Below are 26,358 nucleotides of genomic sequence, written 5' to 3' on the forward strand. Positions count from 1 at the left end.
GTGAGCCTTTCACCTCCTGCACTGTCCTTTTCCGCATCGCTTCGGTGGGCCGGGCCGCCGGCCCGCTCACTGCTTCCGCCAGGAGCGGAAGGCCCGCAGGTGTTCCGGTGCGACCACGCTCTCCAGGTGTTCGTCGTCCTGGTCCCCGCCACCGAGCGCGGCCAGCAGACGCCGGGCCGGTACGTTGCGGTCGGTGCGCCGCGCCGTCAGCCGGACCTTCACGCAGCCGAGCCGGTCCGCGCGGTCCGCCAGCCACTGCAACAGCCGTTCCTCGACGCCCCGGCCGAGGGCGCGGCAGCTCAACCTCCAGTCGAGGACGTCGAGTCGGTCGCCGTCCACGCTCAGGGCGAGCAGGCCGATCTGGCCGTAGTCGCCGAAGCGGTCCCGTGCCGCGGCCGTCCACACCTCGCCGCGCTCCCGCCACCGCGCCAGATCGCCGCCGTCGGCGGACCGGGGGTGGAGGGCGAACTGATTGGTGCGGCGGACGAGTTGCTCGGCCCGTTCGACGTCGGCGGCGGACAGGGCCCGGATGTCGACCTCCAGCCGCAACTGGGCGAGGAACTCCTCGAAACCGGCCTGCTCGCGCGCCGCGTCCCGCTCCCGCTCCTGTGCGTAGAACCCCGCCCGCAGTCCGTCCTCGGCCGTCGCCGCCGCCGGAACGAGCGGCCACAACCGGTCGAGGAAGACGTCCAGTTCGGCTGCCGGAGGGCAGGTCACGGACAGGACTTCCGGCAGCGCCGACCGCATCTTCCCGATCTCGACCGTGTTGTCGTCGAGGAACAGGAAGCTGTCCAGTCCCAGGCCGAGGGTGCGTGCCGCTTCCGTGAGGCGGTCCGGCTTCGGGCCCCAGTCCGCGGACAGCACGCTGAAGTGTTCCGCCTTCAGCAGACTGTCCGGACGGTCCAGGACGGTCCGTACGGTGTCCTCGTCGTTGTTGCTGACCAGGGCGAGCAGCGCGCCCGCGGCCCGCCACCGCAGCAGCGTCCGTGCCAGCCGGGCGCGCGGTCCGGTCAGGTCCACCGACTCGGGGCCGACCTCCCCGGCGATCCCGCCCCAGAGGGTCTCGTCGCCGTCCACCGCGATCACCTTCGGCGCGGGGCGCAGTACCGCTCGTACGACCTGGGCCAGCCGCAGGGCCACCGCCGCCTGGAAGCGCGGGGTGAAGGGGAGGTGGGCCAGCCGCTCGGTCCGTTCGTCGAAGCGTTCCGCGACGGCGTGGTGCCGTGTCCACTCGTCCGGGCCCAGCACCGCGATGCCGGGCGCCTCGGTCAGCTCGGCGACGAGGCCGCTCTCCCATCGCGCGAAGCGGTCGTCCGGTCGCGCCGAGGGGAGGATGCCGACGATCAGTGGTCTCCGGGTCCGTTCGGCCAGGGCCCGCAGCGCGGCCGGGTACGCGGCGCGCAGTTCGGCCAGCACCGTGTCGGTCACCGGGCCGAAGCGTTCCAGGTCCGCCGCCCGCAGCAGCACCACGCCCACCGCCGTGGTGGGATCGGTGAGGACGCCCGAAGGATCGCGCAGAGCGGCGAGCACCTGGTGGTACGGCGCTTCCGCCACCGTCAGGCCCTCGTCCCCGGCCCCTTCCTCCCGCGCTCCTTCACGGGTGCCGTCCTCGACGGCCGCCTCGCACAGCAGCAGGAGATTGCCGAGCGCGAAGGTGGCGGCGAGGGCCAGCGAGCGGCGCGGGTGGGCGGTGGGCTCCCCCGCGGCCGGGGCCGCCGTCACGGCAGGGCCCACCGTCAGGGTCGGGTCGTCCGCCGTCACGGCGAGCAGCCGCAGGAATTCCTCCGCCAGTCCGGTGGAGGTCGCCGCGTCCAGGATGTCGAGATTGTGGTCGAGCCGTACGAGGCCCGCGTCCGGGGTCATGGTGATCATGAGGTCGAGGTCCGAGTACCCCGTTCCGGCCGGGAGCACCTCCAGTCGGCCGAGGCGGGCCGCCGAGGAGCGTACGTAGTTGAAGTACACCTCCACCAACGGGGCGTTCGCCCGGTGCAGCCCCTGTCCGGCCAGGGTCGCCAGCACGTCCGAGAACATGGCCCCCTTCGCGAGGACCCGGTCCAGGCGCGCGTCCGTCCGGCGCAGCACCTCCTCGATCCGCTCCCCCGCCGCCGCCTGTGCCGGGAACGGCACCGGTACGCCGAAGAAGCCCACCGCGTCGTACGCGTCGGCGTGGATGCGCGTGTCGACGGGCACGGCGAGCACGAAGCGCTCCCGTTCGCGCGCCTGGGCCAGCAGTACCGTCAGCGTGCCGAGGCAGAAGGCCGCGGGTGTGACGGCAAGGTGTGCGGCGGCCGCCGACACCCGCTCCATCAGACCGTCGGGTATCGCCACGGTCACGCTCCCCGCCCGGTAGGAACGCGTCGCCGGACGCGGCCGGGCGAGCGTCAGGTCGAGACGTTCGCTGCCGTGGAAGGCCTCGCGCCACCCGGTGCCGGCGGCGCCGGAGGCATCGGCTGGAACATCGCCGGGCCGCTGTGCCTCGATCAGCAGGTCGACGTCCCGGTTGGTGACGGCGTCGCCGAGCGAGGTGCCGGACAGTTCGGCGTCGATCTCCCCCGCGACGAGCAGCAGCGACTGCAGATCGCTCACGGCGTGGTGCGCGCCGAACACCAGGATCTGGCCGCGCGTACCGGCGTCGAGCAGCTCGAACCGCCACAACGGCCCCCGCGCCAGGTCGAACGGCGGCTCCAGCAGCCGGGACAGCCGGTCGTCGGCGTCGGGTACGGCGTCGGCGGACACGTCCGTCCAGCGCAGCAACGACCCGGCCGGCTCCCGCTCCACACGCAGTCGCCGGCCCCGTCCGCCGTCCGCGACCACGGTCGTGCGCAGGGCCGCGTGCCGGCCGGCGAGCCGGGTGACGATGCCGGTGAGCGTCTCGCGGGTGGTCGGCTCGGTGAGCCGGACGGCCAGGCCGACGGCGTGCGCCGCGTCCGGCATGCCCGGCTGGGCGCTGCGCAACAGCCGTACGACGTCACGGGTCGCGGGCCGCAGCTCGGTCTCGGGCACCTCGGAGGTGACGTCGGGCCGCGGCTCCTGTCCTCGTGCCGTGGTGTCGCGTTCGGGCAGCACCTCGCCCAGGGCCCGTGCGAGGCCCCGGATGTCGGACGCCGAGAGGACGGCGGCGGCCGGGAGTTCGGCGCCCAGCTCGCGGACGAAGGCGTTGCGCAGCCGGACCAGCATGAGCGAGTCCAGGCCCAGTTCCTTGAGGGCCGTGGTGGCGGACACCTCCACGACACCGCCGGAGACCTGACCGACCTTGGCCCGTACGTACGCTTCGAGGCGCCCGGCCCGGTCCTGCTCCGTCGCCGCCGTGAAGATCCGCGCGACGAGGTCGTCCGTGCCCGCCGGGTCGGCGGCGACGGTGACCAGGTCGCCCAGGATCGGACGGGCGCGCGCCGCGTCCTGGTCGAGTTCCAGCGCCTCCGGGTCCAGGGCGAGGGGCGCGAGCTGGCGGCGGGAGGTGGCGAGCACCCGCTCGAACATCTCGCCGCCTTCCGCCGGGGTGAAGGCGACCAGGCCCGAACGGCCGGTCTCGGCGGCCCGGTCGGCGGAACCGGCGACCATGCCGACCTCCGTCCAGGCGCCCCAGTCCAGGCTCAGTGCCCGGCGGTCGGTGCGGAAAAGGTGATGCGCCCAGGCGTCGAGGAAGGCGTTCGCCGCCGCGTACGGACTCTGCCCGGCCGAGCCGAGGACGCCGGCGGCCGAGGCGAAGAGGACGAACCTCTCCGCCTCCGGGACCAGTTCGGTGAGCAGAGTGGTGCCGAGGACCTTGGGGGCGAGCACGCGCAGGACGCGTTCGCCGGTCAGGTTCGCCACCGTGGCGTCGTCGAGGACACCGGCCGTGTGGACGACGGAGGCGATCGGTCCGGCCTCGCTTCGTACGGCGTCCAGGGCGGCCGACAGCGCGGTACGGTCGGCGACGTCCGCGCGGGCGAGGTGCACGGTGACACCGCGCGCTTCGATCCCCTCGATCCAGCTCTCCGCGGCCGCGTCGGGCCCGCTCCGGCTCAGCAGGGCCAGCCGGCGGGCGCCCCGGCGGACCAGCCGCTCGGCGACCACCCGGCCCAGGCCGCCCAGACCGCCCGTGATCAGGTGCACGCCGTCCGCGGTGATCCCGTCGTGCCCGCCGTCGTCGGGACGGGTGCGGGCCAGCCGTGGCACCAGTCGGCCCGACTCCCGCAGGGCGACGAGCCGTTCGTCGTCCGCGTGCCGCAGCTGCGTCCACAGGCCGTCGTCGTCGTTCGTGGCCGGCAGGTCGATCAGCGTGGTCGACAGTTCCGGGTACTCCTGGGCCACCGAGAGTCCGAAACCCCAGGCGAGGGCCTGCTGAGGGTGTGTCACCCGCGTGCTGTCACCGGCGGCCTGGCTGCCGCGTACGACCACGAACAGGCGCGGGGCGCGGCCCCGGGGCCGGTCGGCGAGCGTCCGTACCAGGTGCAGGGTGCTCAGGCAGCAGTGCAGCGCGGCCCGTTCGGCCGTGGCGGTGTCCTCGACGGCAGGCGCGTCGAGTGCGGACAGCTGCACCACCCGCTCGGGCGGTCCGTCGGCGAAGGCCTCGTCGAGCAGACGGGCCAACTGCCGTGGATCGGCGGGATCGAGGACGTAGCGGCCGGGGCCCTCGGCGCCGAACTCCGCGCCCCTGCGCACGATCACGTGGGGCACGGCGGCGGAGGCCAGCCGCTGTGCGAGGGCGTCGGCCACCCCGGTCCCGTCGGCCAGGACGAGCCAGCCGCCGTCGACGGGCCGCTCCTGCGGGGCCGGGCGGGGCTGCCAGCGGGTCTCGAAGAGCGCGCCGTCCAGCGGCGAGAGCGCGGCGAGTCCGAACTCCGTCGCCTCCAGCAGCAGTTGCTCCTTCTCGTCCCAGAGCCGCAGGTCCAGGAGCGCGGTGTCGCCCTCCATCGAACGCAGCCGGCAGGTCACCCACGCGGGCGCGGCGCGCAGGCCGGTGAAGCGCAGCCGTCCGACACCGGCGGGCACGAAGGCCCGGCCCGCGGGCGCGTCGGCCGGCAGGGCCGCCGTGTGGAACGCGGCGTCGAGGACCGCGGGGTGCAGCAGATGACCGGCCGCGGGCCGCCGGGCGAGCCGGCCGACGGCCGCGGTGTCCGTGCGGTGCCCCTGTTCGAGGAGCCGGAAGGCCGGTCCGTAGTCGATGCCCAGGGCCGTGAGCCCCGCGTAGACGGCGGGCAGGTCGGCCTCCTCGACGCACCGCTCGCGCAGCACGGCGAGTTCCCCGCCCGCGTCGGGCGCGGGTTCGGCGGCGCCGTCGACGATCCGTCCGGTGACGTGCCGCTCCCACGGGGCGTGGCGTGCACCGGTGGCCGTCGAGGCGATGGTGAAGTCCCGTGAGCCGTCCTCTCCGGCGGGCTGCAGGACGAGCTGCAGCCGTACGGGCTCCTGCGGGTCGAGGACCAGGGGCCGCGCGAACCTCACGTCGGCCAGTCGTACCTCGCCGCCGTCCCGCAGCGTGGCCGCGGCCTCCAGCGCGAGGTCGAGGAAGGCGGCGCCGGGCAGCCAGACCTCGCCGGTGATCCGGTGGTCGGCGAGGTAGGCGAAGCGGCTGTCGCGCAGGTCGATGTCGCTCTGGAAGACGTGCCGACCGGGTGTGTCACTGGCCTCGACATGGGTGCCGAGGAGCGGTGAACCCCCGGCCGTGCCGGTGGCCGGGGCGGGCGTGCGCCAGTGGCGTTCGCGGGCGAAGGCGTACGTGGGCAGGTCGGTCCGGCGGCCCCGCGGGAGCAGCACCGGCCAGTCGGGGGTGTGCCCGGCCTCGTACAACTCACCGAGTCTGCGCAGCAGTTCGTCCCGTCCATCTTGTCCGCGGCGCAGCGAGCCGACCACGACCGCGTCGACGCCCGCCTCGGCCGCGACCGCCTCGACCGACGCGGTGAGCGAGGGGTGCGGGCTCAGTTCGACGAAGTAGCGGTAGCCGTCGTCCAGCATCCGCCGGATCGTGTCCGCGAAACGGACGGGGTGCCCGAGGTTCGCGTACCAGTGCTCGGCGTCCAGCCGGTCGCCGGGCACCGGTTCGGCCGCCACCGTCGAGTACAGCGGGGTCGGTGTGCGCGTGCCGCGGATGCCGGAGAGCAGGTCCACCAGGTCCGCCCGGACCGGTTCCATCAAGGGGGTGTGGGAGGCGAACGGCGTCGACAGCCGCCGTACCGGGACACCCCGCGCTTCGAGGTGCCCGCGCAGGTCGGCCAGGGCTTCGGCGTCGCCGGAGACGGCCGTGGAGTGCGCGCTGTTGACCGCCGCGACGAACAGCCGGTCCGGATAGGGCGCGAGCAGCTTCTCGGCCTCCGCGCGCGGCAGTTCCAGGGCCAGCATGCCGCCCTGTCCGACCAGGGGGGCGACCGCCCGGGCGCGCCCGGTCACCACGGCCACGGCGTCGTCCAGGGTGAGGGCGCCCGCGCCGTACGCGGCGGCGATCTCGCCCAGACTGTGCCCGGTCACGGCGTCCGGGCCGATGCCGAGCGCGCGCCAGGCGGCGGCCAGGGCCGCGTTGACCGCGAACAGCACCGGCTGCAGGAACTCGGTGCGGTCGAACGGGGCGAATTCCTCAGGAGCCCGCAGCACGTCGAGCACCGACCAGCCGACATGGCGGCGCACCGCCTCGTCGATACGGGTCAGTTCCTCGCGGAAGGCCTCCGACTCGGCCGCCAACTCCATTCCCATGCCCGGCCACTGGCCGCCGTGCCCGGCGAAGACGAAGGCCACCTTGCCCGTCCGCTCGGCGCGGGGCGGGGCCAGCGGCGTCCGCCCGGTCGCCAACGCGTCGAGCCGTGCGCGCAGTTCGTCCCGGTCGGCGGCCACGATCCCCACGCGCCGTTCGAAGTGGCTGCGGTGGCGCGCCAGGGTGTGGGCGACGTCGGACAGGGCGACGTCCTCGTCCAGACGCCGGGCCAGCCGGGCGGCCTGTCCTCGCACGGCGGCCTCACCACGCCCGGACAGCGCGAACAGCGTCGCGCCCGGCGCGGTTTCCTCCTCGGCCGGTACCTCGGCCGGCCCGGCCTCCTCGACGATCAGGTGCGCGTTGGTGCCGCTGATCCCGAAGGCGCTCACACCGGCCCGCCGTACGCGTCCGCCCGTCGACGGCCAGGCGGCCGTCTCCCGCAGCAGGTGCAGTCCGCTGTCGTCCCAGTCGACATGGCGACTGGGCGTTTCGGCGTGCAGGGTGCGCGGCAGGGACCGGTGCCGCAGGGACTGTACGACCTTGATCAGTCCGGCCACGCCCGAAGCCGCCTGCGTGTGACCGATGTTGGACTTAAGCGAGCCGAGACGCAGGGGGCGGCCCTCGGGACGTGAGGTGCCGAAGACCTCCGCGAGGGCGTTCGCCTCGATCGGGTCGCCGAGCGTGGTGCCGGTCCCGTGCGCCTCGACGTAGTCGATGTCGGCGGGTTCGAGACCGGACAGCTCCAGTGCCCGCCGGATCACCTGTTCCTGGGCCGGTCCGTTCGGCGCGGAAAGGCCCTGGCTGCGACCGTCCTGGTTGACGGCCGTGCCGCGCAGCACGGCCAGTACCTCGTCGCCGTCGCGCCGCGCGTCGCCGAGCCGCTTCAGCACGACCATGCCCGCGCCCTCGGCCCAGACGGCGCCGTCGGCGTCGTCGGAGAAGGAACGACAGCGGCCCGTCGGGGACAGTCCCCGCAGCCGGCTGAACTCGACGAAGGTGCCCGGCGTCACCATCAGCGTCACCCCGCCGGCGAGCGCCAGGTCGCACTCGCCCGACCGCAGCGCCTGTGCCGCCAGGTGCAGCGCGACCAGGGACGAGGAGCACGCGGTGTCCACCGTCAGCGCCGGTCCGTTCAGGCCCAGCGTGTACGCGAGCCGGCCCGAGGCCACGCTCGGCGCCGATCCCGTGCCGACGTACCCGTCCAGCTGGTCGAGCCGGGAGCCCGCGAGGTAGTCGCTGCCGAACATGCCGACGTACACACCGGTGCTGCTGCCCGCCAGCTCGCCCGGCACGATCCCCGCGCGCTCCAGTGCCTCCCAGGCCGTCTCCAGCAGCATCCGCTGCTGCGGGTCCATGGCCTCCGCCTCCTTCGGGGTGATGCCGAAGAAGCCCGCGTCGAAGGACTCCAGGTCGTCGAGGAAACCGCCCTCCCGGGCGTACGACTTGCCCGGGGCCTCCGGGTCGGGGTCGTGCAGGGACTCCACGTCCCAGCGGTCCGCCGGGAACGGGCCCACCGCGTCGCGGCCCTCGGCGACGAGCCGCCACAGGTCCTCGGGGTCGTTCACACCGCCGGGCAGACGGCAGGACATGCCCACCAGGGCCAGCGGCTCGTCCGGCACCGACGCCGAAGCGCGGAGGGCTCGTGGGCCGGGTGCGCCGTGCCGGGAGGTGCGGGCGTCCACGGAGAGCACGGTGGCCAGCAGGTGGGCGGAGAGCCGGGCCGCGGTGGGATGGTCGAACAGCAGGGTCGCGGGGAGCCTGGCGCCGATCCGGGTGCCGATGCGGTTGCGGAGCTCCACCGCCGTCACCGAGTCCATGCCCAGCTCACGCAGCGGCCGGTCGGGGCCGACGGACTCCGCCGAGCGCAGGCCGAGCGCCCGGGAGGTCTCCTCACGGACCAGGTCCAGGACACGTGCGGCGCGGTCGGCCTCCGGGAGCCGGGCCAGCCGGTCCGCCAGACCGGTGCCGCCGTCCTGACCGGTGCGGGGCGCCGGCAGCAGCGAGCGCCACAGGGCCGCCGTGCCACCGTCCGCGGCGGCCGTGCTCTCGCGCAGGCGGGGCAGGTCCAGGGAGCAGGCGATCAGGTGCGGTGCGCCCCGGCGCAGGGCGAGTTCGACGAGTTCGCGGCCCTGGTCGGGGGTGAGGGCGCGGTGGCCGAGGCGGGCCATGCGCTCCAGGTCGGCGTGTTCGGCGGCGAGGCCTTCGCCCGCCCAGGCGCCGAAGGAGACCGAGACCGCGGGCAGGCCCAGGGCCCGCCGGTGGTGGGCCAGTTGGTCGAGGAAGACGTTGGCCGCCGCGTAGTTGCCCTGGCCCGGGCTGCCGAGCACTCCGGCCGCCGAGGAGATCAGCAGGAACAGGTCGAGCGGTGTGCCGGCGGTGAGCCGGTGGAGGTGGGCGGCACCGTCCACCTTGGGGCGCAGCACCCGTGCGAGGCGTTCGGGCGTCAGCTCGGCGACCACCCCGTCGTCCAGGATTCCGGCGCAGTGCACGACACCGCGCAGCGGCGACGCGTCGCCGACGCGGGCGAGCACACGGGCCAGGGCCGCCTCGTCCGCGACGTCGCACTCCGCGATCTCGGTCTCGGCTCCGAGCGAGGCCAGTTCGGCGGTGACCTCGACGGCGCGTGGATCGGCCGCGCCCTGACGTGAGGTCAGGAGGATCCGGGGGACGCCGTGTCCGGCGAGGAGCCGGGCGATGTGCCGACCGACGGCACCGAGCCCGCCGGTGATCAGGACCGTGCCGTCGGTGGGCACCTGGATCCTCACCCGGCCCGGTGTCAGGGCCGGGGGCACCGTCGCGCGCAGGGTCGGGTCGGTCGCGGGGCCCGCCGGTTCGTGGGCGTCACCGGCCGGGATCCGCAGCGCGTCGGCCGGACGGGCACGCACCAGTCGCGGTGCGAGCAAGGAGCCTTCACGGAAGGCGAGTTCGGGCTCGTCGGCACGGGAGACGGCCATCGGCAGGACATCGGCGGGCGCGGCGCCTTCGAGGTCGAGCAGGGTCAGCCCGAGGTGCGGGTGCTCGGCCCGGGCGCTGCGGGCGAGGCCCCACAGCACGGACTGGGCGAGGCCGGGCACGGTGTCCCCGGCACCGGTCGCGACCGCGCCGCGGGTCACCCATACGGTCCGGGCGGGCAGCGGGTCGGACGCGGACCCGGATGCGGACCCGGTCCCGGTCCCGGATGCGGATGCGGATGCGGATGCGATCAAGGTGCGCAGTTCGGCCAGCGCCGACGCGGCCAACTCCTGCGCGAAGGGCGCCGGTTCGGTTCCGGCCTCCGGGCGCGGCCAGAATCGTACGACGATGTCGGCGTCCGTCTCGCGCACCTGGACGCCCGCCGCCGCCAGGCCCCGCAGGGCGGCCTCGACCTGCGGGTCGGAGCGGTCGCCGTGGACGGCCCACGCGGCGGGAGGCGTCGCCTCGGGCCGACCGGTCACGGCCGTCCACGCCACTTCGTACAGGTGACGGCCGTTCTCCGAGGCACCGTCCAGGTCCGCCGGGTCGGCGGCCCGCAGCCGCACGTCCTCCAGCCGCCCCGCCGGGAAGCCGTCGGTGTCCCACAGGGTCACGTCGAGGACGAGGTCCGTACCCGAGCCGTCCGACCGCCGGACCAGCGCCGTGAGGTCGCTCGCGCCGCCGGGCGGCAGGACGCAGCGGCCCACCGAGACCGGCAGCAGCACCCGGCCCTCGGACGCGTCCAGCCCGGCGGCCACGTGCAGTGCGGCGTCCAGCAGTGCCGGGTGGACGGGGTAGGGGTCGGACGCGTCGCGGGCCGTGGCCGGCAGCGACAGCCGGGCCAGCAGCTCGACGTCGGCGGTGGTCGTGACCGCCGAGCGGACGCACTGGAAGGAGGGCCCGTAACCGAGACCGAGGGCGGCCAGCCGTTCGTACGTGCCCGCGCTCCAGGCCGACTCGGCGGACTCCGGCCACACCGGCGGCCGCTCCGCCGTCACCGGGGCGGGCTCGGCCGCCGACGCGGTGGCGTGCAGGGTCCAGCCCCGGTCCTCCTGACCGCGCGGGCGGCTGTGCACGGTGATCTCCGGTTCGGATCCGGTGGTGATCACTTCGACCGACACCTCGACGGTGCCGGTCCCGGGGAGCACGAGGGGCGCGAGCAGGAGCAGATCGGTGACGTCATCGGAACGGTCCGGGCGGGCCACCGCGAGCGCGGCACGGCACAGCTCCATGACGGTCGTGCCCGACACCACGGTCCGTCCGAACACGGCGTGATCGGGCAGCCAGTCGGCGGTGGCCGGGGACCATTCGCCGCGGAAGGTCCAGCGGGTCTCGTCCGCCGACTGCAGGTGGACGCCCAGCAACGGGTGCGCGGCGCGGTCGAAGAGGCCGGAGGTCACGGCCCCGGATCCCCCGGCTTCGGGGTCGATCCAGTAGGACTGCGGATCCCAGGCGTACGTGGGCAGGTCGGCCGTCCCCGCGTCCGGAACGACGCGGCGCCAGTCGATCCGCCGTCCGTGGACGTGGAGTTCGGCGGCGGCCCGGTCCAGGCAGGTGGGCCCGTCCTCGTCCCGGCGCAGCGATCCGACGGCGACGACGTCTTCGTGACCGTGGTCCTCGGCGACCGTGCGCACGGCGGTGACGAGGGAGGGGTGGGGGCTGAGTTCGACGAAGTGGCGGTAGCCGTCGGCCGCCATGCGTTCCACCGTGGCCGCGAAGCGCACGGGTTCACGCAGGTTCGTGTACCAGTAGTCGGCTTCCAGCTCCTCCGTGACCGGCTCGCCGGTGACCGTGGAGTACCAGGCGACGGGGGTCGGGAAGGTGGTGACGCCGTCGAGTTCGTCGAGGATCGTCGCGCGCAGCGGCTCGACGCCGGCGCTGTGGGAGGCGTAGTCGACGTCGAGGCGGCGGACGAACACCTGCTCGTGGGCGAGGCCGGCGAGCAGGGCGTCGAGCGGCTCCGCGTCACCGGCGATCACCGTCGAGCGGCCGCTGTTCACGGCGGCGACGGACACCCGGTCGCCGAGCCCGGCGAGGCCGGCGAGGCGGGCCTCGACCTCGGTGTGCGGCAGGGCGACGACGGCCATGGTCCCGGTGCCGGACACCTCGGTCAGGGCCTGGCTGCGCAGGGCGACCACCGCCGCGGCGTCGCTCAGGCTCAGCGCCCCGGCGACGCAGGCCGCGGCGACCTCTCCCTGACTGTGTCCGATCACCGCGTCCGGCCGTACGCCACGGGCCCGCCACACCGCGGCCAGGGAGACCATCACGGCGAACAGAGCGGGCTGGACGACGTCCACGCGTTCCAGGGAGGGTGCGCCCTCGTCGCCGCGCAGGACGGCCGCCACCGACCAGTCGGTGAACGGGCGCAGCGCGGCGTCGCAGCGGTCGAGTTCGTCTGCGAACACCGTTGAACGGTCGAGGAGTTCACGGGCCATGCCGGACCACTGGGCACCCTGGCCGGGGAAGACGAACGCCAACTTGCCCGGAGTAAGGGTCTGTTGGGGGCCCACGATCAGATCGGGGTCCGGCTTCCCCTCAGCCAGGCCGTGGAGCGCGGTGAGCAGTTCGTCGTGGTCGGCCGCCCGGACGACGGCGCGGTGCTCGAAGTGGGTGCGGTGGTGGGCCAGCGTTCCGGCCACGTCCGCCAGTGCCAACTGCGGTTGTGCGACGAGCGCGTCGAGGAGGCGGGCCGCCTGGCCTCGGAGGGCCGGAAGAGTGCGAGCGGACAGCGGGAAGAGGACGGGTTGGCCGGTACGGGCGCGCCGGCCGGGCGTCGGAGCGGCGGCTGGCGCCGGTGCCGTGCCCTGGACCGAAGGGGCTGCCGGCGTCGGTGTCACGGCCTGCGGCGAAGTGTCCGCCGACGCCGGTGCCGCGGTCTGCGCCGGACCGGTGGCCGACGCCGGTCGTGCCAGGTCCTGCGGCGGCTCCTCCAGCACCACGTGCGCGTTGGTGCCGCTGATCCCGAACGCGCTCACCCCGGCCCGCCGCACCCGGTCACCGCTCCGCGGCCAGGCCTCGACGCCGCTGAGCACGCGCAGGCCGCTCTCCGTCCAGTCGACGTGCTCGGTCGGGGTCTCGGCGTGCAGGGACGCCGGGAGCCTTTCGTGACCGAGGGACAGGACCGTCTTGATGACGCCGCCGATGCCCGCCGCGGCCTGTGCGTGACCGATGTTGGACTTCAGGGAACCGACGCCCAGGGGCCGCTCCGCCGTGCGTCCGGGTCCGAAGACCGACGCGAGTGCCCGGCCCTCGATGGGGTCGCCGAGGCGCGTGCCCGTGCCGTGCGCCTCGACGTAGTCCAGGTCGTCCGGCCGGAGCCCGGCGTCGTCGAGGGCGGCGCGCAGCACCCGTTCCTGCGCCGGGCCGTTCGGCGCGCTCAGGCCCTGGCTGCGGCCGTCCTGGTTGATCGCCGATCCCTTGACGACCGCGAGGACCCGGTCGCCGTCCCGGCGCGCGTCCGCGAGCCGCTTGAGGAGCACCAGACCGCAGCCCTCGGCCCACACCACCCCGTCCGCCTCGGCGGAGAACGGACTGCACCGGCCGGACGGCGAGAGTCCGCGCAGCCTGCTGAACTCGACGTGCCCGCGCGGTGTCACCAGGAGCGTCGCACCACCGGCCAGCGCGAGGTCGCACTCGCCGCCGGCCAGGGCCCGCGCCGCCAGGTGCAGGGCGACGAGGGAGGAGGAGCAGGCGGTGTCGACCGTGACGGCCGGCCCCTGGAGCCCGAGGGTGTAGGCGATGCGCCCGGACGCCACGCTGGACGCCGAGCCCGTGCCGACGTGCCCGTCGAGCCGGTCCAGTGGGGCCGAGGCGAGGTAGCCGCTGTCGTACAGGCCGACGTAGACGCCCGTCAGGCTACCGTTCAGCGTCTCCGGGACGATCCCGGCGCGCTCGATCGCCTCCCAGCCGGTCTGCAGCAGCAGCCGCTGCTGCGGGTCCATGGCCGCCGCCTCGCGCGGCGAGATCCCGAAGAAGGCCGCGTCGAAACGGTCGATGCCGGTCAGGAAGCCGCCGCGCAGGGTGTACGCCTTGCCGGTGGCCTCGGGGTCGGGGTCGTAGAGCCCTCGGGTGTCCCAGCGGCCCGCGGGCACCCCGCCGACAGCGTCCTCGCCCGCGTCCAGCAGCCGCCAGAGGGCTTCCGGGTCGTCGGCGCCGCCGGGGAACCGGCAGGCCATGGAGATGATCGCGATGTCGTCGTCCCTCCGCACGGAGGGGCCGGCCGGCACGGGGGCCGGAGCCGGACCGGCCACGCCCAGGGGCTGTTCGCCGAGGACGGCCTCGGCGACCCCCGCGATCGTGGGGTGGTTGAAGACGACGGACGGTTCGAGGGGCCGCCCGGTCCACTCCGACAGGCCCGCGGCCAGTGTCACCAACTGCACCGACCCCAGACCGAATTCGGCGATCGGGCGCTCCGGCGAGACGGCCGACGGGGCGAGCCCGGCCATTTCGGCGACGGCGGACGTCAACCAGGCCCGCACCCCGTCGGCGGTCGTCGGGGACATCTCGGGGGACTGCTTCGGGAACTCGTTCGCAGGCATCTGGGCTGGTGTCCTCGTGAACTCGGGCTCAGGTGGATTCCGTACGGCCGACGCGAGGGGTGCGCTCGGCGTACGACTGACGCCGCCGACGCCCGGCAGACGGCAGACGGCAGACGGCAGACGGTGAATCGGGGGCGGTGAATTCGGGTGGCGGGCGGCGGACCCCGTGCGGCGGACCTCGTGCGGCGGATTCCGGTGGGTGTACGAACGCGGTACGACCTGGACCGGCACACGATCACCCCACCGACGGCCTACGCCCGAGCAACAGGCCTGCCCGAGGCCGCCGTCGAGCCGCCGACGGCGCGTGGACACACCGTCGGCGGCGAGGTGGTCATGTCGTCACGGGTCCGCCGACCAGGGAGAGCGTGCCGTCGAGATACGCCGTCCGGGAGGCACGGCGCTGGATCTTCCCGCTGGACGTCTTGGGGATGGTGCCGGGGTGGACGAGCACGACGTCACGCACCCGCAGGCCGTGTGCCCCACTGATCGCCCCGCGGATCAGATCGATGATCTTCTCGGCCTCGCCCGCCGCCTCCGGTGCCGTCTCGGCGACGACCACGGGCTGCTCGCCCTCCTCTCCGCAGTCCACGGAGAAGGCGGCGGTGCAGCCGGGCCGCAGCGCCCAGTGGGACATCTCGGCGGACAGTTCCAGGTCCTGCGGATAGTGGTTGCGCCCCTCGATGACGATCAGGTCCTTGAGTCGGCCCGTGACGAAGAGCTCGCCGTCTCGCAGGTATCCGAGGTCGCCGGTACGCAGGAAGCGGCCCTCGCGACCCATGAGGGTGGCCCGGAAGGTCTGCCGGGTGGCGAGCGCGTTGCGCCAGTAGCCCTTGGCGACGCTCGCGCCGGAGACCCAGATCTCGCCGACCTCGCCCTCGGGCAGTTCTTCCTGCCGGTCGGGGTCGGCGATCACCAGGGTGACACCGGGGCCGGGCCGTCCCGAACCGACCGCCGCCGCGTCCACCGACCTGACGTCCGCCGCGCCGGTGTGCGGCCGGGCGCCACCGGTGGCGGTGGTGACCGTGGCGGTGGCGTCCGTGGTGGCGGTGGCCAGTATGGGCGGGGCATGCACCGAACCGCCGGTGACGATCAGCGTGGCTTCGGCCAGGCCGTAGCACGGATACAGGGCCTCGTGGCGGAAGCCGGCCGCGCCGAAGGTCTCGGTGAACCGGCGCAGGGTCGCGGCCCGCACCGGTTCGGCGCCGTTGAAGGCGACCTTCCACCGGCTCAGGTCGAGGCTGTCGAGCAGCTCCGGCGTGACGTGCTTCAGGCACAGCTCGTAGGCGAAGTTGGGGCCGCCACTCGTGTGCGGACGGTACCGGCTGACGGCGGTCAGCCAGCGTTCGGGCCGCTGCAGGAAGTGCAGCGGGGAGAAGAGGGTGGCGGTCACGCCGAGGTAGGCCGCGTTCAGGACCGGACCGATGAGGCCCATGTCGTGGTAGACGGGCAGCCAGCTCACGAAGAGTTCATGGTCGTACTCCTCGATCACGTCGGGAGTGTGGCCCATCCGCTCCGTGATGACCCGCTCGTTGTCCAGCAGGTTCCCGTGGGTCACCATCACCCCGCGCGGGGCGGAGGTGGATCCGGAGGTGTACTGGAGGAAGGCGACCGAGTCGGCGTCGAGGTCGGGTTCGCGCCAGGAAGCGGCCGCCTCGTCGGGGATGTCCTCGGTGGCGACGCAGGTGATGCCGGCCAGCTCGGGCAGGTCTTCCGACATGGCGGCGAGGGACGCGATCACCTCGCGGCCGCCCAGGATCGCCTTGGCGTCCGCGTCGGCGATCAGGCGCTTCATCCGGAGCAGGGCGCGGTGGTTCTGCGACCTCCCGTGCGGGGGCAGGCCCGGCACGGCGACGACACCGGCCGAGAGGCAGCCGAGGTAACCGCAGATGAACTCGATGCCGGGCGGGTACAGCAGCATGACGCGGGAGCCGGCCAGACCGCGCTCCTGCAGCCAGGCGGCGACGGCCCGGGACCGCTCGGCGAGCCGGCCGTACGAGATGTCCTGGATCTCTCCGTCACAGTCACCCGTGACGAGGTACCGGTAGGCGGTCCGGTCGGGCTGCATGGAGGCATGCGTGGTCAATAGATCGACCAGGGAACGGGCCATGAGAGGAGTCTCACCTGTTCGGATAAGCGAGCGAGAAGACTGGAGTTCGAAGGCCGCGTCATGGGTACGCGCGGATGCCGTGTCCGCCTGGCCCCCTTGCCAGAACGTCCGTCTCGACCAATCCGCCCGGGAAACGGCGATGGTGCCCGCGCCGACTCCCCGTGGCCCCCTACGGACTGCTACCAACGAGTAACACAATAGCAAGCTCGATCGACTCCACCGATGTAACCCCGGGTACTAAATACGGAATTGGGCGATCTGACGGCCAGTCACCACAGGTGAACCGAGTGAAGTCGCTGGTACGCGTGATGCGCCGGAGCAGCATGCGAACCACGTCACGCACTCCGAACCGCGTTCGGCCCATCGGCCACGTCCAGGGAAGTGGTGTACTCGGGCCGCAGCAGGTCCTCGTCCACGCCCCGCGTCTCAAGGCGCATCCACCGGGCCATAATCGTCATCGCCGCCCGGGTGCCTTCCGGCACCTTCCTCGACCGTGGGCGGGACGCCGGCAGGGTCGGTTGGACGGTAGCGGGGGGACCCAATGACGGCAGCGGACGCGGTACCCATGGTCTTCGTTCACGGGACGCGCTTCAGCGCGGGACAGTGGAGCGCACAACTCGCGGCGCTCCGGGACGAGTTCCCGACAACAGCCGTCGACCTGCCCGGGCACGGAAAGCGCTCGGCCCAGCCATGGAGCCTGAGCGGCGCGACAGAGGTCATCGCCTCCGCGGTGGACTCGCTCGGCCACGGGCCGGCTCTGGTCGTCGGGCACTCGCTCGGCGGATACGCCTCGCTGGAGTTCGCGCGGCGCCGTCCGGAACGACTGCGCGGACTGGTCCTCGCGGGAGCCAGTGCCTCCACCCGCGGCCTCCGGACGGCGCCGTACCGGTGGGGCGCCAGGCTGGTCCCGCGCATACCGGCGGATCGCCTCACCCGGTGGAACGACCGGTTGCTGCGACGGCTCTACCCACCGGAAGTGGTGGAGGCGACCATCCGTTCCGGCTACGCCTTCCACACGCTGCCGACGGCCTGGGGCGAAGTGCTGGGACGCTTCGACGCGGACGCGATGCGCCACGTGAGCGCTCCGGTCCTCATCCTGAACGGCGAGAAGGACGCCTTCTTCCGGGCGCAGGAGGCGGACTTCGCCCGCGCGCACCCTCAGGCACGCGTCGAACTGATCCCACGGGCACGGCACCTCGCGAACTTCGACGCCCCGGCCGCTTTCACCGACGCCGTCCGCCGCTTCGCCCGGCAGCTCTCCGCCACCGGCTGAACACGTCATCGCCGCGTCGATCCGGAGTCGCCACGGACGGCCCGGTGGGGCCGAACGGACGGCCCGGCGGGGCCGATCGGAGGAGTCAGCTCCGGGGCAGCAGGAGGCGGGACAGGGCGGCGGTGGCGGTGAGGAGGGCGGCGACGGCGAGGAGGCCGATGCGCATGCCCGGGAGGGAGAAGCTCCCGCCGGAGCCGGAGAGGAGGCCGCCGAAGAGGGCGACGGCCAGCACACCGCCGGTCTGGCGGAACGAGTTGAGCAGCCCCGACGCCGTCCCCGCGCGTTCCCCCGGAACGGCGTCCATCAGCAGCGCGGTCAGCGCGGGTACCGCGAGCGCCCCGCCGACGCTCAGCGGCAGCAGCAGGACCAGCACCAGCCACACCGGGGTGTGCGCGGCCAGCGGCAGCATGGCCAGCATCGCTCCGGTGAAGATCAGCTGGCCGGCGACGATCACCGGCCGCCGCCCGATCCGCTCCGCCAGCCGCGGCGAGAGGAGGTTGGTCGCCGTCACCACCGCCGACATCGGGACGAACATCAGCCCGGCCGTGACCCCCGACATTCCGCGCAACTGCTGGTAGTACAGCCCGAGGAGGAAGATCCCGCCGTAGAAGGCGGCGTTGACGGCGAAACCGACCGCCAGCGCGACGGCCACCCGGCGGTCCTTCAGCATGCCCAGCGGGACCATGGGCCGGGGGTGCCGGGCCTCCACCACGCGAAAGGCGTACCCGGAGGCGACGGCGAGCACGGCGGCGCCCAGCACGGGACCGCTGGTCCAGCCCAGGTGACCGCCCTCGATCACCGCGAAGGCCAGCCCGCCCAGGGTGAGTACGGCGGTGAGCTGGCCGCCTCCGTCCACCGCGGCGGGCCGGCGAGCGGAGCGCGACACCCGGGCCAGCAGGCCCAGGATCACCGCGCCCACCGGGAGGTTGAGCAGGAAGACCGCTCGCCAGCCGGCCGATTCGGTGAGCAGCCCGCCCAGCACCGGACCCGCGGCCATCGCCACCGAACCACCGACCGTCCACAGCGCGATGGCCCGGGCGCGCGCCTGGGCGTCGTCGTAGGACTGCCGGATCAGTGCCAGCGAGGCCGGCATCACGACCGCGGCGGCGGCGCCCTGCGCCACGCGCGCTCCGACCAGTACGCCGATGCCGGGCGCCAGTGCGCAGCCGAGGGAGGCGAGGGTGAACAGGGACACGCCCCAGGCGTAGGCGCGGCGGGCGCCCGTGCGGTCGGCGAGGGCACCGGCGGAGATCATCAGGGCCGCGAACATCAGGGTGTACGCGTCCACCACCCACTGCAGTCCGGTCATCCCGCCGCTGAGGGACTTCCCTATCGCGGGCAGGGCGATGTTGACGGCCGAGACGTCGATGGTGATCACCGTGAAGCCGAGCAGCGAGGCGACCAGCGCGACGCCGCCGCGCCCCGGCACGGTGGGAACACCGGCGGGTGGCACGGCTGGTCGGGACCGGTGCGACTGTCGCCGTTGGAGAGTGGGCGCCGACGACCGACGACCGTGTCCGTGGGCGAGCGCGGTGGACGCCGACGCGGGGAGGGCGGGTGTGGGCTGCATGCCGAACTCCTTTATGGAAAAGCAGAATTGACTGTGGACCGGAAGGCGGCGGGCGGCTCCGGTCCACCGGGGCCGCGGTCCTGTGCCTCGCACCCCCTGGGCCCCGGCGGCCGGGCCGCCCGCTGCGAGAACAACTCTCCGTCCCCGCGCGGGAGTCCGGCAGACCGGGCTGTTCCCGGGGTGCGGCGTTCCAGGCCCTGACAGGGCCCCCCACGTTCCCGGTCCGCCTGCCACAATGGGCCGAATGGCAGCAGCAGACGTACGGGGCACCGAGCTCGGCAGATATCTGAAGGCCCGCAGGGCACAGGTCCTCCCGGAGGACGTCGGCCTCCCGGCCGGCGCGGGACTGCGCCGCACTCCCGGATTGCGCAGGGAGGAACTGGCCGCGCTGGCCGGAGTGAGCGTCGACTACTACATCCGGCTGGAACGCGGCAGGGAGGCCAACCCCTCCCCCGCCGTCGTGGACGCCCTGGGCCGCGCCCTGCGGCTGCGCGGTGACGCCTACGAACGTCTGCACGAGCTGGCGGAGTTGGCCTCCGGCCGGGTCGGTGAACTGCCCGCCTCCCCCGATCACACCGTCCGCGACTCCATGCTGCGGATGCTGGAGTCGGTGCGCCCGCTCCCCGCCTACATAGTCAGCCGCTACAACCGCGTACTGGCCGCCAATCCGCCCGGCCGACGGCTGCTGCCCGGACTCTGGGACTGGCCGCAGGACCAGCGCAACCTGACCCGCTACCTCTTCCTCCATCCGGTCGGCCGGGCGCTCTACGAGCCGTGGGAGGAGACGGTGGCACTCTCGGTGGCGCATCTGCGGGCGGTCGCCGGAGCCGACCCGGACGACCCCGAACTGACCGCGCTCGTAGGTGAACTGGTTTTGAAATCACCGGAGTTCGCGCGTCTCTGGGAGCGGTACGACGTCTGCGAACGCGGCGGGGGACAGAAGTCCTTCCGGCACCCGAAGGTCGGACCGATGACCCTGACCTACGAGGTCATGCGACTGGCCCGGTCGGGCGGCCAGCGGATGGTGGTCTACCAGGCGGCCCCCGGCACCCCGGACGAGACGGCCATGCTCCGTCTGGACCCCGCGGACTCCCGGCCGGGAGCGGCGCGCTCGGGCCATCCGGAGCACACCGCCGAGGCGTTCCCCGCCGACGCGCCCTCCCCGGCCCGCGCCTCCGCCGGCTGAACCCGGAACACCCCCGCCCGGCAACACGAGGCGACGCCGACGGCGTACGCCACGGCCGCGTCCCGAGACCGCACGGCGGGCGGGCCGGGATGCCCGCACGGTCCGTTGTCGGTGCCGTCCGCCATGATCGGACGCATGAACGACATCGGCACGGCTCCGTCCCCGCCTCCCCACGTACGGTTCACATACGCCATGGGCGGCGCCCTGCAGGGGCTCGTCCAGGTCCCGGACTGCTGGCGTTCGGGCATCTTCGACGACATCAGGCACATCGGGCGCTACGTCGAAGGCAGTCGGTCCCTCGGTCCGGACGAGCAGGAGGTCCATCTGTCGCCGGGCCGTACCACGGCAGAGATCATGGAGAGCTGGAAACCCGATCCGGACGGACGGAAGGTCCGCCTGCCCGGAGCGGGCACCTGGACGGAGGTCATAGGACGCCCCGGCGCGCTCGCGTTGCGCGCGGCGTCCCCCGCGACCAGGCCGGAGCGCCGCGAGATGGTGCTCGACTTCCTGGAGATGTGGGCGGGGACGCCGTTCGCCGATCCGGCCTACCGCTTCCGCGTGGGCCGGCTCGACGGGACGACCTCGTTCAACGCCCGCGACCACCAGGGCGCCTCCTTCGGCCTGTACTTGCCGGCAGCACGCAGAAACCTCTACTTCGAGGCCGTGCTGCCCGGCGGCGAGGCCGCCCCGCGTCCCGAGGAACCGCTCGACGTCGTGGACCGCCACCACCATTGGGGCACTCCCGGACAGCTGCTGCGCCTGGTCGAACTCGTCCGGGAGCGCGGCCCCGTCGCCTGGGACGCGGACGCGGTCCTGGCCCTGAGCGAGGCGACCGGGATGAGCCGCCCCGCCGCGGCCCTCGTCCTGGCCGGCAACCCCGGCACGGGCAGCTACCACGGCAACTCCTTCCTCGACCAGCACGAACGTGCCGTGCTCGGCTTCAAGAGCGGTGAACTCGATTCGGCGCAAGCCGAGTCGTCGTGGATCCTGAGGAACGAAGGGCGACTCGACCTGCTCGCCGACGTGATGCCCGAGGACCCCGCGGACCTGTGGGAGCCGGGCGGCGTGGCCCGCCTCGCGGAGCGCACCGCCGCGGTCTGGGCACAGCAGTACGGCGTCCGTCCGGCCCCGCCGTGGAGCACCTGGCAGGCCGCGGTCGCCCTGGAGGCCGAGATGCCGGCGGCCCGCCTGTGCCATCTGTTCCTCGACCCGACGGACTCCGCCCTGCCGCCGGACTCCCACCCGCAGGTCCGGTCCGGCCGGCCCGAGCCCCGGCGCCCGTACACCCCGTGGGAGTTCATGGGAAAGTACGGAGCCCATACCGTCGCGAACGCCGTCTTCGCCGGCCTGGCGTGGGCGTACACGGATCTGCCCGCCGGGGATCCCGTGCGCGAGGGAATGCCCGAGGCCGCCCGCCACCTGCGCGAGGTGCTGGCCCGGGACGACGCGCGGGCCGGACTCCTCCACCCGAACCTGATCCACAGCCGCAACGGGAGCGAGCGCTGGGACTGGCTCACGGACGGCACCTGCGACCGCATCACCGCCCGCGTCGCCACCGGCGATCTGCCCCCGGGCCGCTACGAGTCCGACCCGCGCGCCTGTGTCCCGGAGCTGGTCACCGACGTCGCCGCCGCCCTCGGCCTGTCCGAGGACGCCGCCACTCTCTATCTCCAGCTGCTGGTGCTCCCCGTGCCGTCGGACCGCAACGTCCGGCGCTGGAACGCCTGGAGCCCGGCCCGTCACAAGACGGCCGCGGCGGAGCTGGTGGAGCGCGGTCTGGTGGTGGAGGACCGCAGGGCCCGCGCCGGGCGCAAGCACTTCCTGCCCGGCCCGTGGGCGCATGCCAAGAAGCCTCTGCCGCCGATGGAGACCTGGAAGGCGCCGCTGATCGGTGCGAAGGCGCACACCCACGGAAAGCATGAGGTGTACGCCTTCGAACTGCTGCCGGGCACGCTCCCCGAGCTGTTCACCGAGGCCTGGCGGCTGGTCCGCGAAGCCAAGGGGCCGACGGCCTGAGGACCGGTGACGCGCGGCGGTGCGCGACGCCGTCCGCCTCCGCCCGCTTCGGCCGACTTCGGCCAACTCCGGCCAGGAGAGTCCGTCGAGGGACCCGAACGAAGTCTTAACTCGTCTGCGGACAAGCTTACTTGACGCTCCGTCGGCCAAGCGGACATGGCCTCCCGTGGCCGCAGTGCTGCGCACGATGACCGCGCATGACGGATTCACGACGTGTGCATGTAATCCCTTTCCGATCGCCGGGCCCGGAACCCATGGTCGCTCTGTGGCACCGACCCGAGTGCCCCCCATGGTCCGGCGGGGATCCGCACCAGGATTCCCGGACCCGATCGCAAAGGATCTCCTCACATGGCAGCAGCGCGCACCATGAAGCGGCGCATCGCCACGGCGGCCGCCACAACGGCCGCCGTGGCGACCGCAGTCGGCACCCTTTCCGCCCTTCCCGCCCAGGCCGCACCGGCCGAGGGAACCGTTCTGGGAGCGAGTTCCCCGGCCGCCGTCCCCGGCAGTTACATCGTCACGCTCAAGACAGACGCCGGCTTCAAGGCCACCGCCGCGCGCGGCAAGGACCTGGTGTCCCGGTACGGAGGCACCGTCAGGCGGACGTTCACCTCCGCGCTCGACGGCTACGCCGTCAGCCTCACCGGCGCCCAGGCCAGAAGGCTGGCGGCCGATCCCGGGGTCGCGTCGGTCGAGCAGGACCAGGTGGTCCACACGCTCGGCACCCAGACCGGCGCGCCCTGGGGGCTGGACCGGATCGACCAGACGAACCTTCCGCTGAGCGGCGCCTACACCTACCCCGACGCCGGGGGCGGCGATTCGACCGTGTATGTCCTGGACACCGGCGTGCGCATCACCCACCAGGACATCGCGGGCCGGGCCTCCTACGGGTGGGACTTCGTCGACAACGACGCCATCGCGCAGGACGGTTACGGCCACGGGACCTTCGTCGCGACCGTCGCCGCCGGCACCACCTACGGCGTGGCCAAGAAGGCGAAGATCGTCGCCGTCCGGGTGCTCGGCAACGACGGCTCCGGCACCACCGCCGGGGTCATCGCGGGCGTGGACTGGATCACCGCCCATCATGTGGCCGACTCCGTCGCCAACGTCTCCCTCGGGGGCGGCGCCAGCACCTCGCTGGACACCGCGGTGAAGAACTCGATCGCCTCCGGGGTGACGTACTCCATCGCGGCCGGCAACTCGGGCGCTCCGGCGTCGAACTACTCCCCCGCCCGGGTCACGGAAGCGCTGACCGTCGGCGCCACGACGAGCGGCGACGCCCGGGCGAGCTACTCCAACTACGGTTCCGGGGTGGACCTCTTCGCCCCCGGCTCCGGCATCACGGCGGCCTGGAACACCTCCGACTCGGCCACGTACACGGGCAACGGCACCTCGTTCGCCGCCCCGCACGTCTCCGGAGCCGCCGCCCTCTACCTGACCGCCCACCCCGGCGCCTCCCCGGCGACCGTCGGCGGCGCGCTGGTCAACGGCGCGACCGGTGGAGTCCTCAGCGGTATCGGGTCGGGTTCCCCGAACAAGCTGCTGAAGCTCGTTCCCTAGACGGGACCGAGGGGTTCGCAGGAGGGGCTCGACCGGATCTCCCGGTCGAGCCCCTCGTACGAGATCGGCCGCGTCACGGGACGCCGTTCAGCGCATCCCGCGCATACGGGTGATCTCGCTGGTCTGCTGGGCCACCACGTCGTCGGCCATCTCCTCGATCAGCAGGTTGTTGCCCTGCGCCTTGACGTCGGTGGCCATGGTGATGGCTCCCTCGTGGTGAGCGATCATCAGGGTGAGGAAGAGGGCGTCGAAGTCCGCGCCGCGGGCCGCGCGCAGCTCCTTCAACTGGGCCTCGGTCGCCATTCCGGGCATCTCGGTGTGCCGGTGGTCCCCGGCGTCCCCGGCCTCCTTCTCGCCGTGCGTCTTCAGCCAGCCGCGCATGACCTCGATCTCGGGCCCCTGGGCCGCGGAGATGCGCAGGGCGAGGCGCTTGAGGTCCCCCGACCGGGCGCGGCCCGGGACGAGTCCGGTCATCTCCAGGGCCTGGGTGTGGTGCTGGATCATCATCCGGGCGTACGACACGTCGGCCGCGTTGGGAGTGTCGTCATCGGCGCGCCGCGCGGCCGCCTCACTGGCGGAGAGCGTGCGGTTCCCCTCGCCCGGCGCGCCGGGGACGATCACCGAAGGTCCGCCGCCGGTGGCGGACCCGTCGTCGGTGTCCGCGTCACAGCCGGCGAGGGCGAGCACGAGCAGCGCGGCCGCGACAGCGAGGGACGCTCGGTTTTCTAACACAACGACCTCCTGATGCAGGGGAGTTGATGGAACTGACCGACACTCATGGCTCTTCGCGCTGATCACTGGCGAGATTCATGACGATTACGTTGCCCACTCTTGATCTGTGCATGATGAAGACGATACTTCGGAGGACCGTGAACCGTTCCACCGTGAACGGCGACAAGGGAGGATGCAGTGACCCTGTTGAACCATCCCCGAACGCGGCCCAGACGGCTGGGTGTCGCAGCGGCCTGTGCCGGACTCCTCGCGGCGCTCCTGACGGCCGTCCCCGCGGCCGCCACCCCCGACCCCGGGGACGGCCCGGCCGCGGAACACCAGGTGTCGCAGGAGGCGCGGGCCCGAGCGGCCGAGGCGATCGCCGACGGCGAGTTACCCGGACAGGACGAGATCGTCCACTCCGACAACATCGAACATCTCGCCAACATCCCCAAGGACGTGCTGCCGGGCACCAACTCGGACCTGGCCTTCCAGGGCCGGTACGCCTTCGCCGGCAACTACGACGGCTTCCGCATCTTCGACATCTCCGACCCCAGGGCGCCGAAGACCGTCGCGCAGGTGCTCTGCCCGGGCTCGCAGAACGACATCTCCGTCTCGGGCAACCTGCTCTTCCTCTCCACCGACTCCTCGCGCAGCGACAGCAGTTGCAACAGCACCACGCAGCCCGCGACCGAGAAGTCCTCCTGGGAGGGCATGAAGATCTTCGACATCAGCGACAAGAGGAACCCGAAGTACGTCGCCGCCGTCGAGACCGCCTGCGGCTCGCACACCCACACCCTGGTGCCCGAGCGCAGGAACGTCTACGTGTACGTCTCCTCGTACTCGCCGAACGCCGCCTACCCGGACTGCCAGCCCCCGCACGACGGCATCTCCGTCATCAAGGTGCCGCGCAAGGCCCCCGAGCGGGCGGCGGTCGTGAACTTCCCCGTGCTCTTCCCGGGCGAGGGCCCGAACGGCGGCGGCAACCCGGGCTCGCCCACCAACCCGGGCGTGTCCAAGACCACCGGCTGCCACGACATCACCGTGCTGCCGGAGAAGGACCTGGCCGCCGGCGCCTGCATGGGTGACGGCATCCTGTTCTCCATCGAGGACCCGGAGAACCCGAGGGTCATCGATCGGGTCCAGGACAACGTCAACTTCGCGTTCTGGCACTCGGCGACCTTCAACCAGAAGGCGAACAAGGTCGTCTTCACCGACGAGCTGGGCGGCGGCGGCGCGGCCACCTGCAACGCCGAGATCGGCCCGAACCGCGGCGCGGACGGCATCTACGACATCGTCGGCAAGGGCGACAAGCGCAAGCTGGTCTTCCGCAGCTACTACAAGATCCCCCGCTACCAGGCGGCCACCGAGAACTGCGTCGCCCACAACGGCTCGCTGATCCCGGTCAAGGGCAAGGACCTGATGGTCCAGGCCTGGTACCAGGGCGGCGTCTCGGTCTGGGACTTCACCGACTCCTCGAACCCGAAGGAGATCGCCTACTTCGAGCGCGGTCCGCTGTCCACCACCGGACTGGTCACGGGCGGTGTCTGGTCGGCGTACTACTACAACGGCCACATCTACGCGAACGACATCGTCAAGGGCTTCGACGTGCTGAAGATCAGCGACCGGCGCACGGACCCCGCCAAGCGGGTGCGGCTGGACGAACTGAACGTCCAGACCCAGCCGGACTACTTCGACTGATCCCCGTCCGTCCCGTCGGGCGCCTCGGCGTCCGGCGGGACGGACCCCTCGGACAACGTCCTGCCACCTCCCCCACC

Annotated in this window: 9 protein-coding genes; 5 read left to right on the top strand and 4 right to left on the bottom strand. The window is 73.2% G+C overall.

Annotation, left to right across the window (positions count from 1 at the left end; genetic code table 11):
- Positions 1 to 66 precede the first annotated feature (66 nt).
- Together ACICHK_RS02260 and ACICHK_RS02265 are read right to left on the bottom strand one after the other, a co-directional pair.
- Positions 67 to 14,157: an SDR family NAD(P)-dependent oxidoreductase gene (locus tag ACICHK_RS02260; RefSeq protein WP_406835359.1), complete on the bottom strand. Its 14,091-nt coding sequence runs from the start codon at positions 14,155 to 14,157 to the stop codon at positions 67 to 69.
- A gap of 331 nt (positions 14,158 to 14,488) precedes the next feature.
- Positions 14,489 to 16,264 (bottom strand): fatty acyl-AMP ligase, encoded by a 1,776-nt coding sequence (locus ACICHK_RS02265; RefSeq protein ID WP_406835360.1) that lies wholly within the window; start codon positions 16,262 to 16,264, stop codon positions 14,489 to 14,491.
- Between the two features lie 541 nt (positions 16,265 to 16,805).
- Here ACICHK_RS02265 and ACICHK_RS02270 point away from each other — a divergent pair.
- Positions 16,806 to 17,537, top strand: coding sequence for an alpha/beta fold hydrolase (locus ACICHK_RS02270; RefSeq protein ID WP_406835362.1), 732 nt, complete (start codon positions 16,806 to 16,808; stop codon positions 17,535 to 17,537).
- 85 nt (positions 17,538 to 17,622) lie between these two features.
- Here the strand turns inward: ACICHK_RS02270 and ACICHK_RS02275 are convergent, their stop codons facing one another.
- Complete coding sequence (locus ACICHK_RS02275; RefSeq protein ID WP_406835364.1) at positions 17,623 to 19,107, bottom strand: MFS transporter; 1,485 nt, start codon at positions 19,105 to 19,107, stop codon at positions 17,623 to 17,625.
- Between the two features lie 244 nt (positions 19,108 to 19,351).
- On the opposite strand from ACICHK_RS02275, the gene ACICHK_RS02280 reads away from it, so the two are divergent.
- The 3 genes from ACICHK_RS02280 to ACICHK_RS02290 all read left to right on the top strand — a co-directional run bounded on the left by ACICHK_RS02280 (position 19,352) and on the right by ACICHK_RS02290 (position 23,869).
- Positions 19,352 to 20,293, top strand: coding sequence for a helix-turn-helix domain-containing protein (locus ACICHK_RS02280; protein ID WP_406835365.1), 942 nt, complete (start codon positions 19,352 to 19,354; stop codon positions 20,291 to 20,293).
- Between the two features lie 135 nt (positions 20,294 to 20,428).
- Positions 20,429 to 22,309, top strand: coding sequence for a hypothetical protein (locus ACICHK_RS02285; RefSeq protein WP_406835367.1), 1,881 nt, complete (start codon positions 20,429 to 20,431; stop codon positions 22,307 to 22,309).
- A 348-nt stretch (positions 22,310 to 22,657) separates the two neighbouring features.
- Entirely contained in the window at positions 22,658 to 23,869 is a 1,212-nt protein-coding gene (locus tag ACICHK_RS02290) for a S8 family peptidase (protein ID WP_406835369.1), read from the top strand.
- Positions 23,870 to 23,956: 87 nt separating this feature from the next.
- Here ACICHK_RS02290 and ACICHK_RS02295 read toward each other — a convergent pair whose 3' ends face one another.
- Complete coding sequence (locus ACICHK_RS02295; RefSeq protein ID WP_406835370.1) at positions 23,957 to 24,601, bottom strand: DUF305 domain-containing protein; 645 nt, start codon at positions 24,599 to 24,601, stop codon at positions 23,957 to 23,959.
- A 177-nt stretch (positions 24,602 to 24,778) separates the two neighbouring features.
- Here ACICHK_RS02295 and ACICHK_RS02300 point away from each other — a divergent pair, with 177 nt between their 5' ends.
- Positions 24,779 to 26,281: an LVIVD repeat-containing protein gene (locus ACICHK_RS02300; RefSeq protein WP_406835371.1), complete on the top strand. Its 1,503-nt coding sequence runs from the start codon at positions 24,779 to 24,781 to the stop codon at positions 26,279 to 26,281.
- Positions 26,282 to 26,358 lie beyond the last annotated feature (77 nt).

Origin of the sequence: Streptomyces sp. AHU1 (genome assembly GCF_045343905.1) — a bacterium.
Classification (GTDB): domain Bacteria; phylum Actinomycetota; class Actinomycetes; order Streptomycetales; family Streptomycetaceae; genus Streptomyces; species Streptomyces triticiradicis.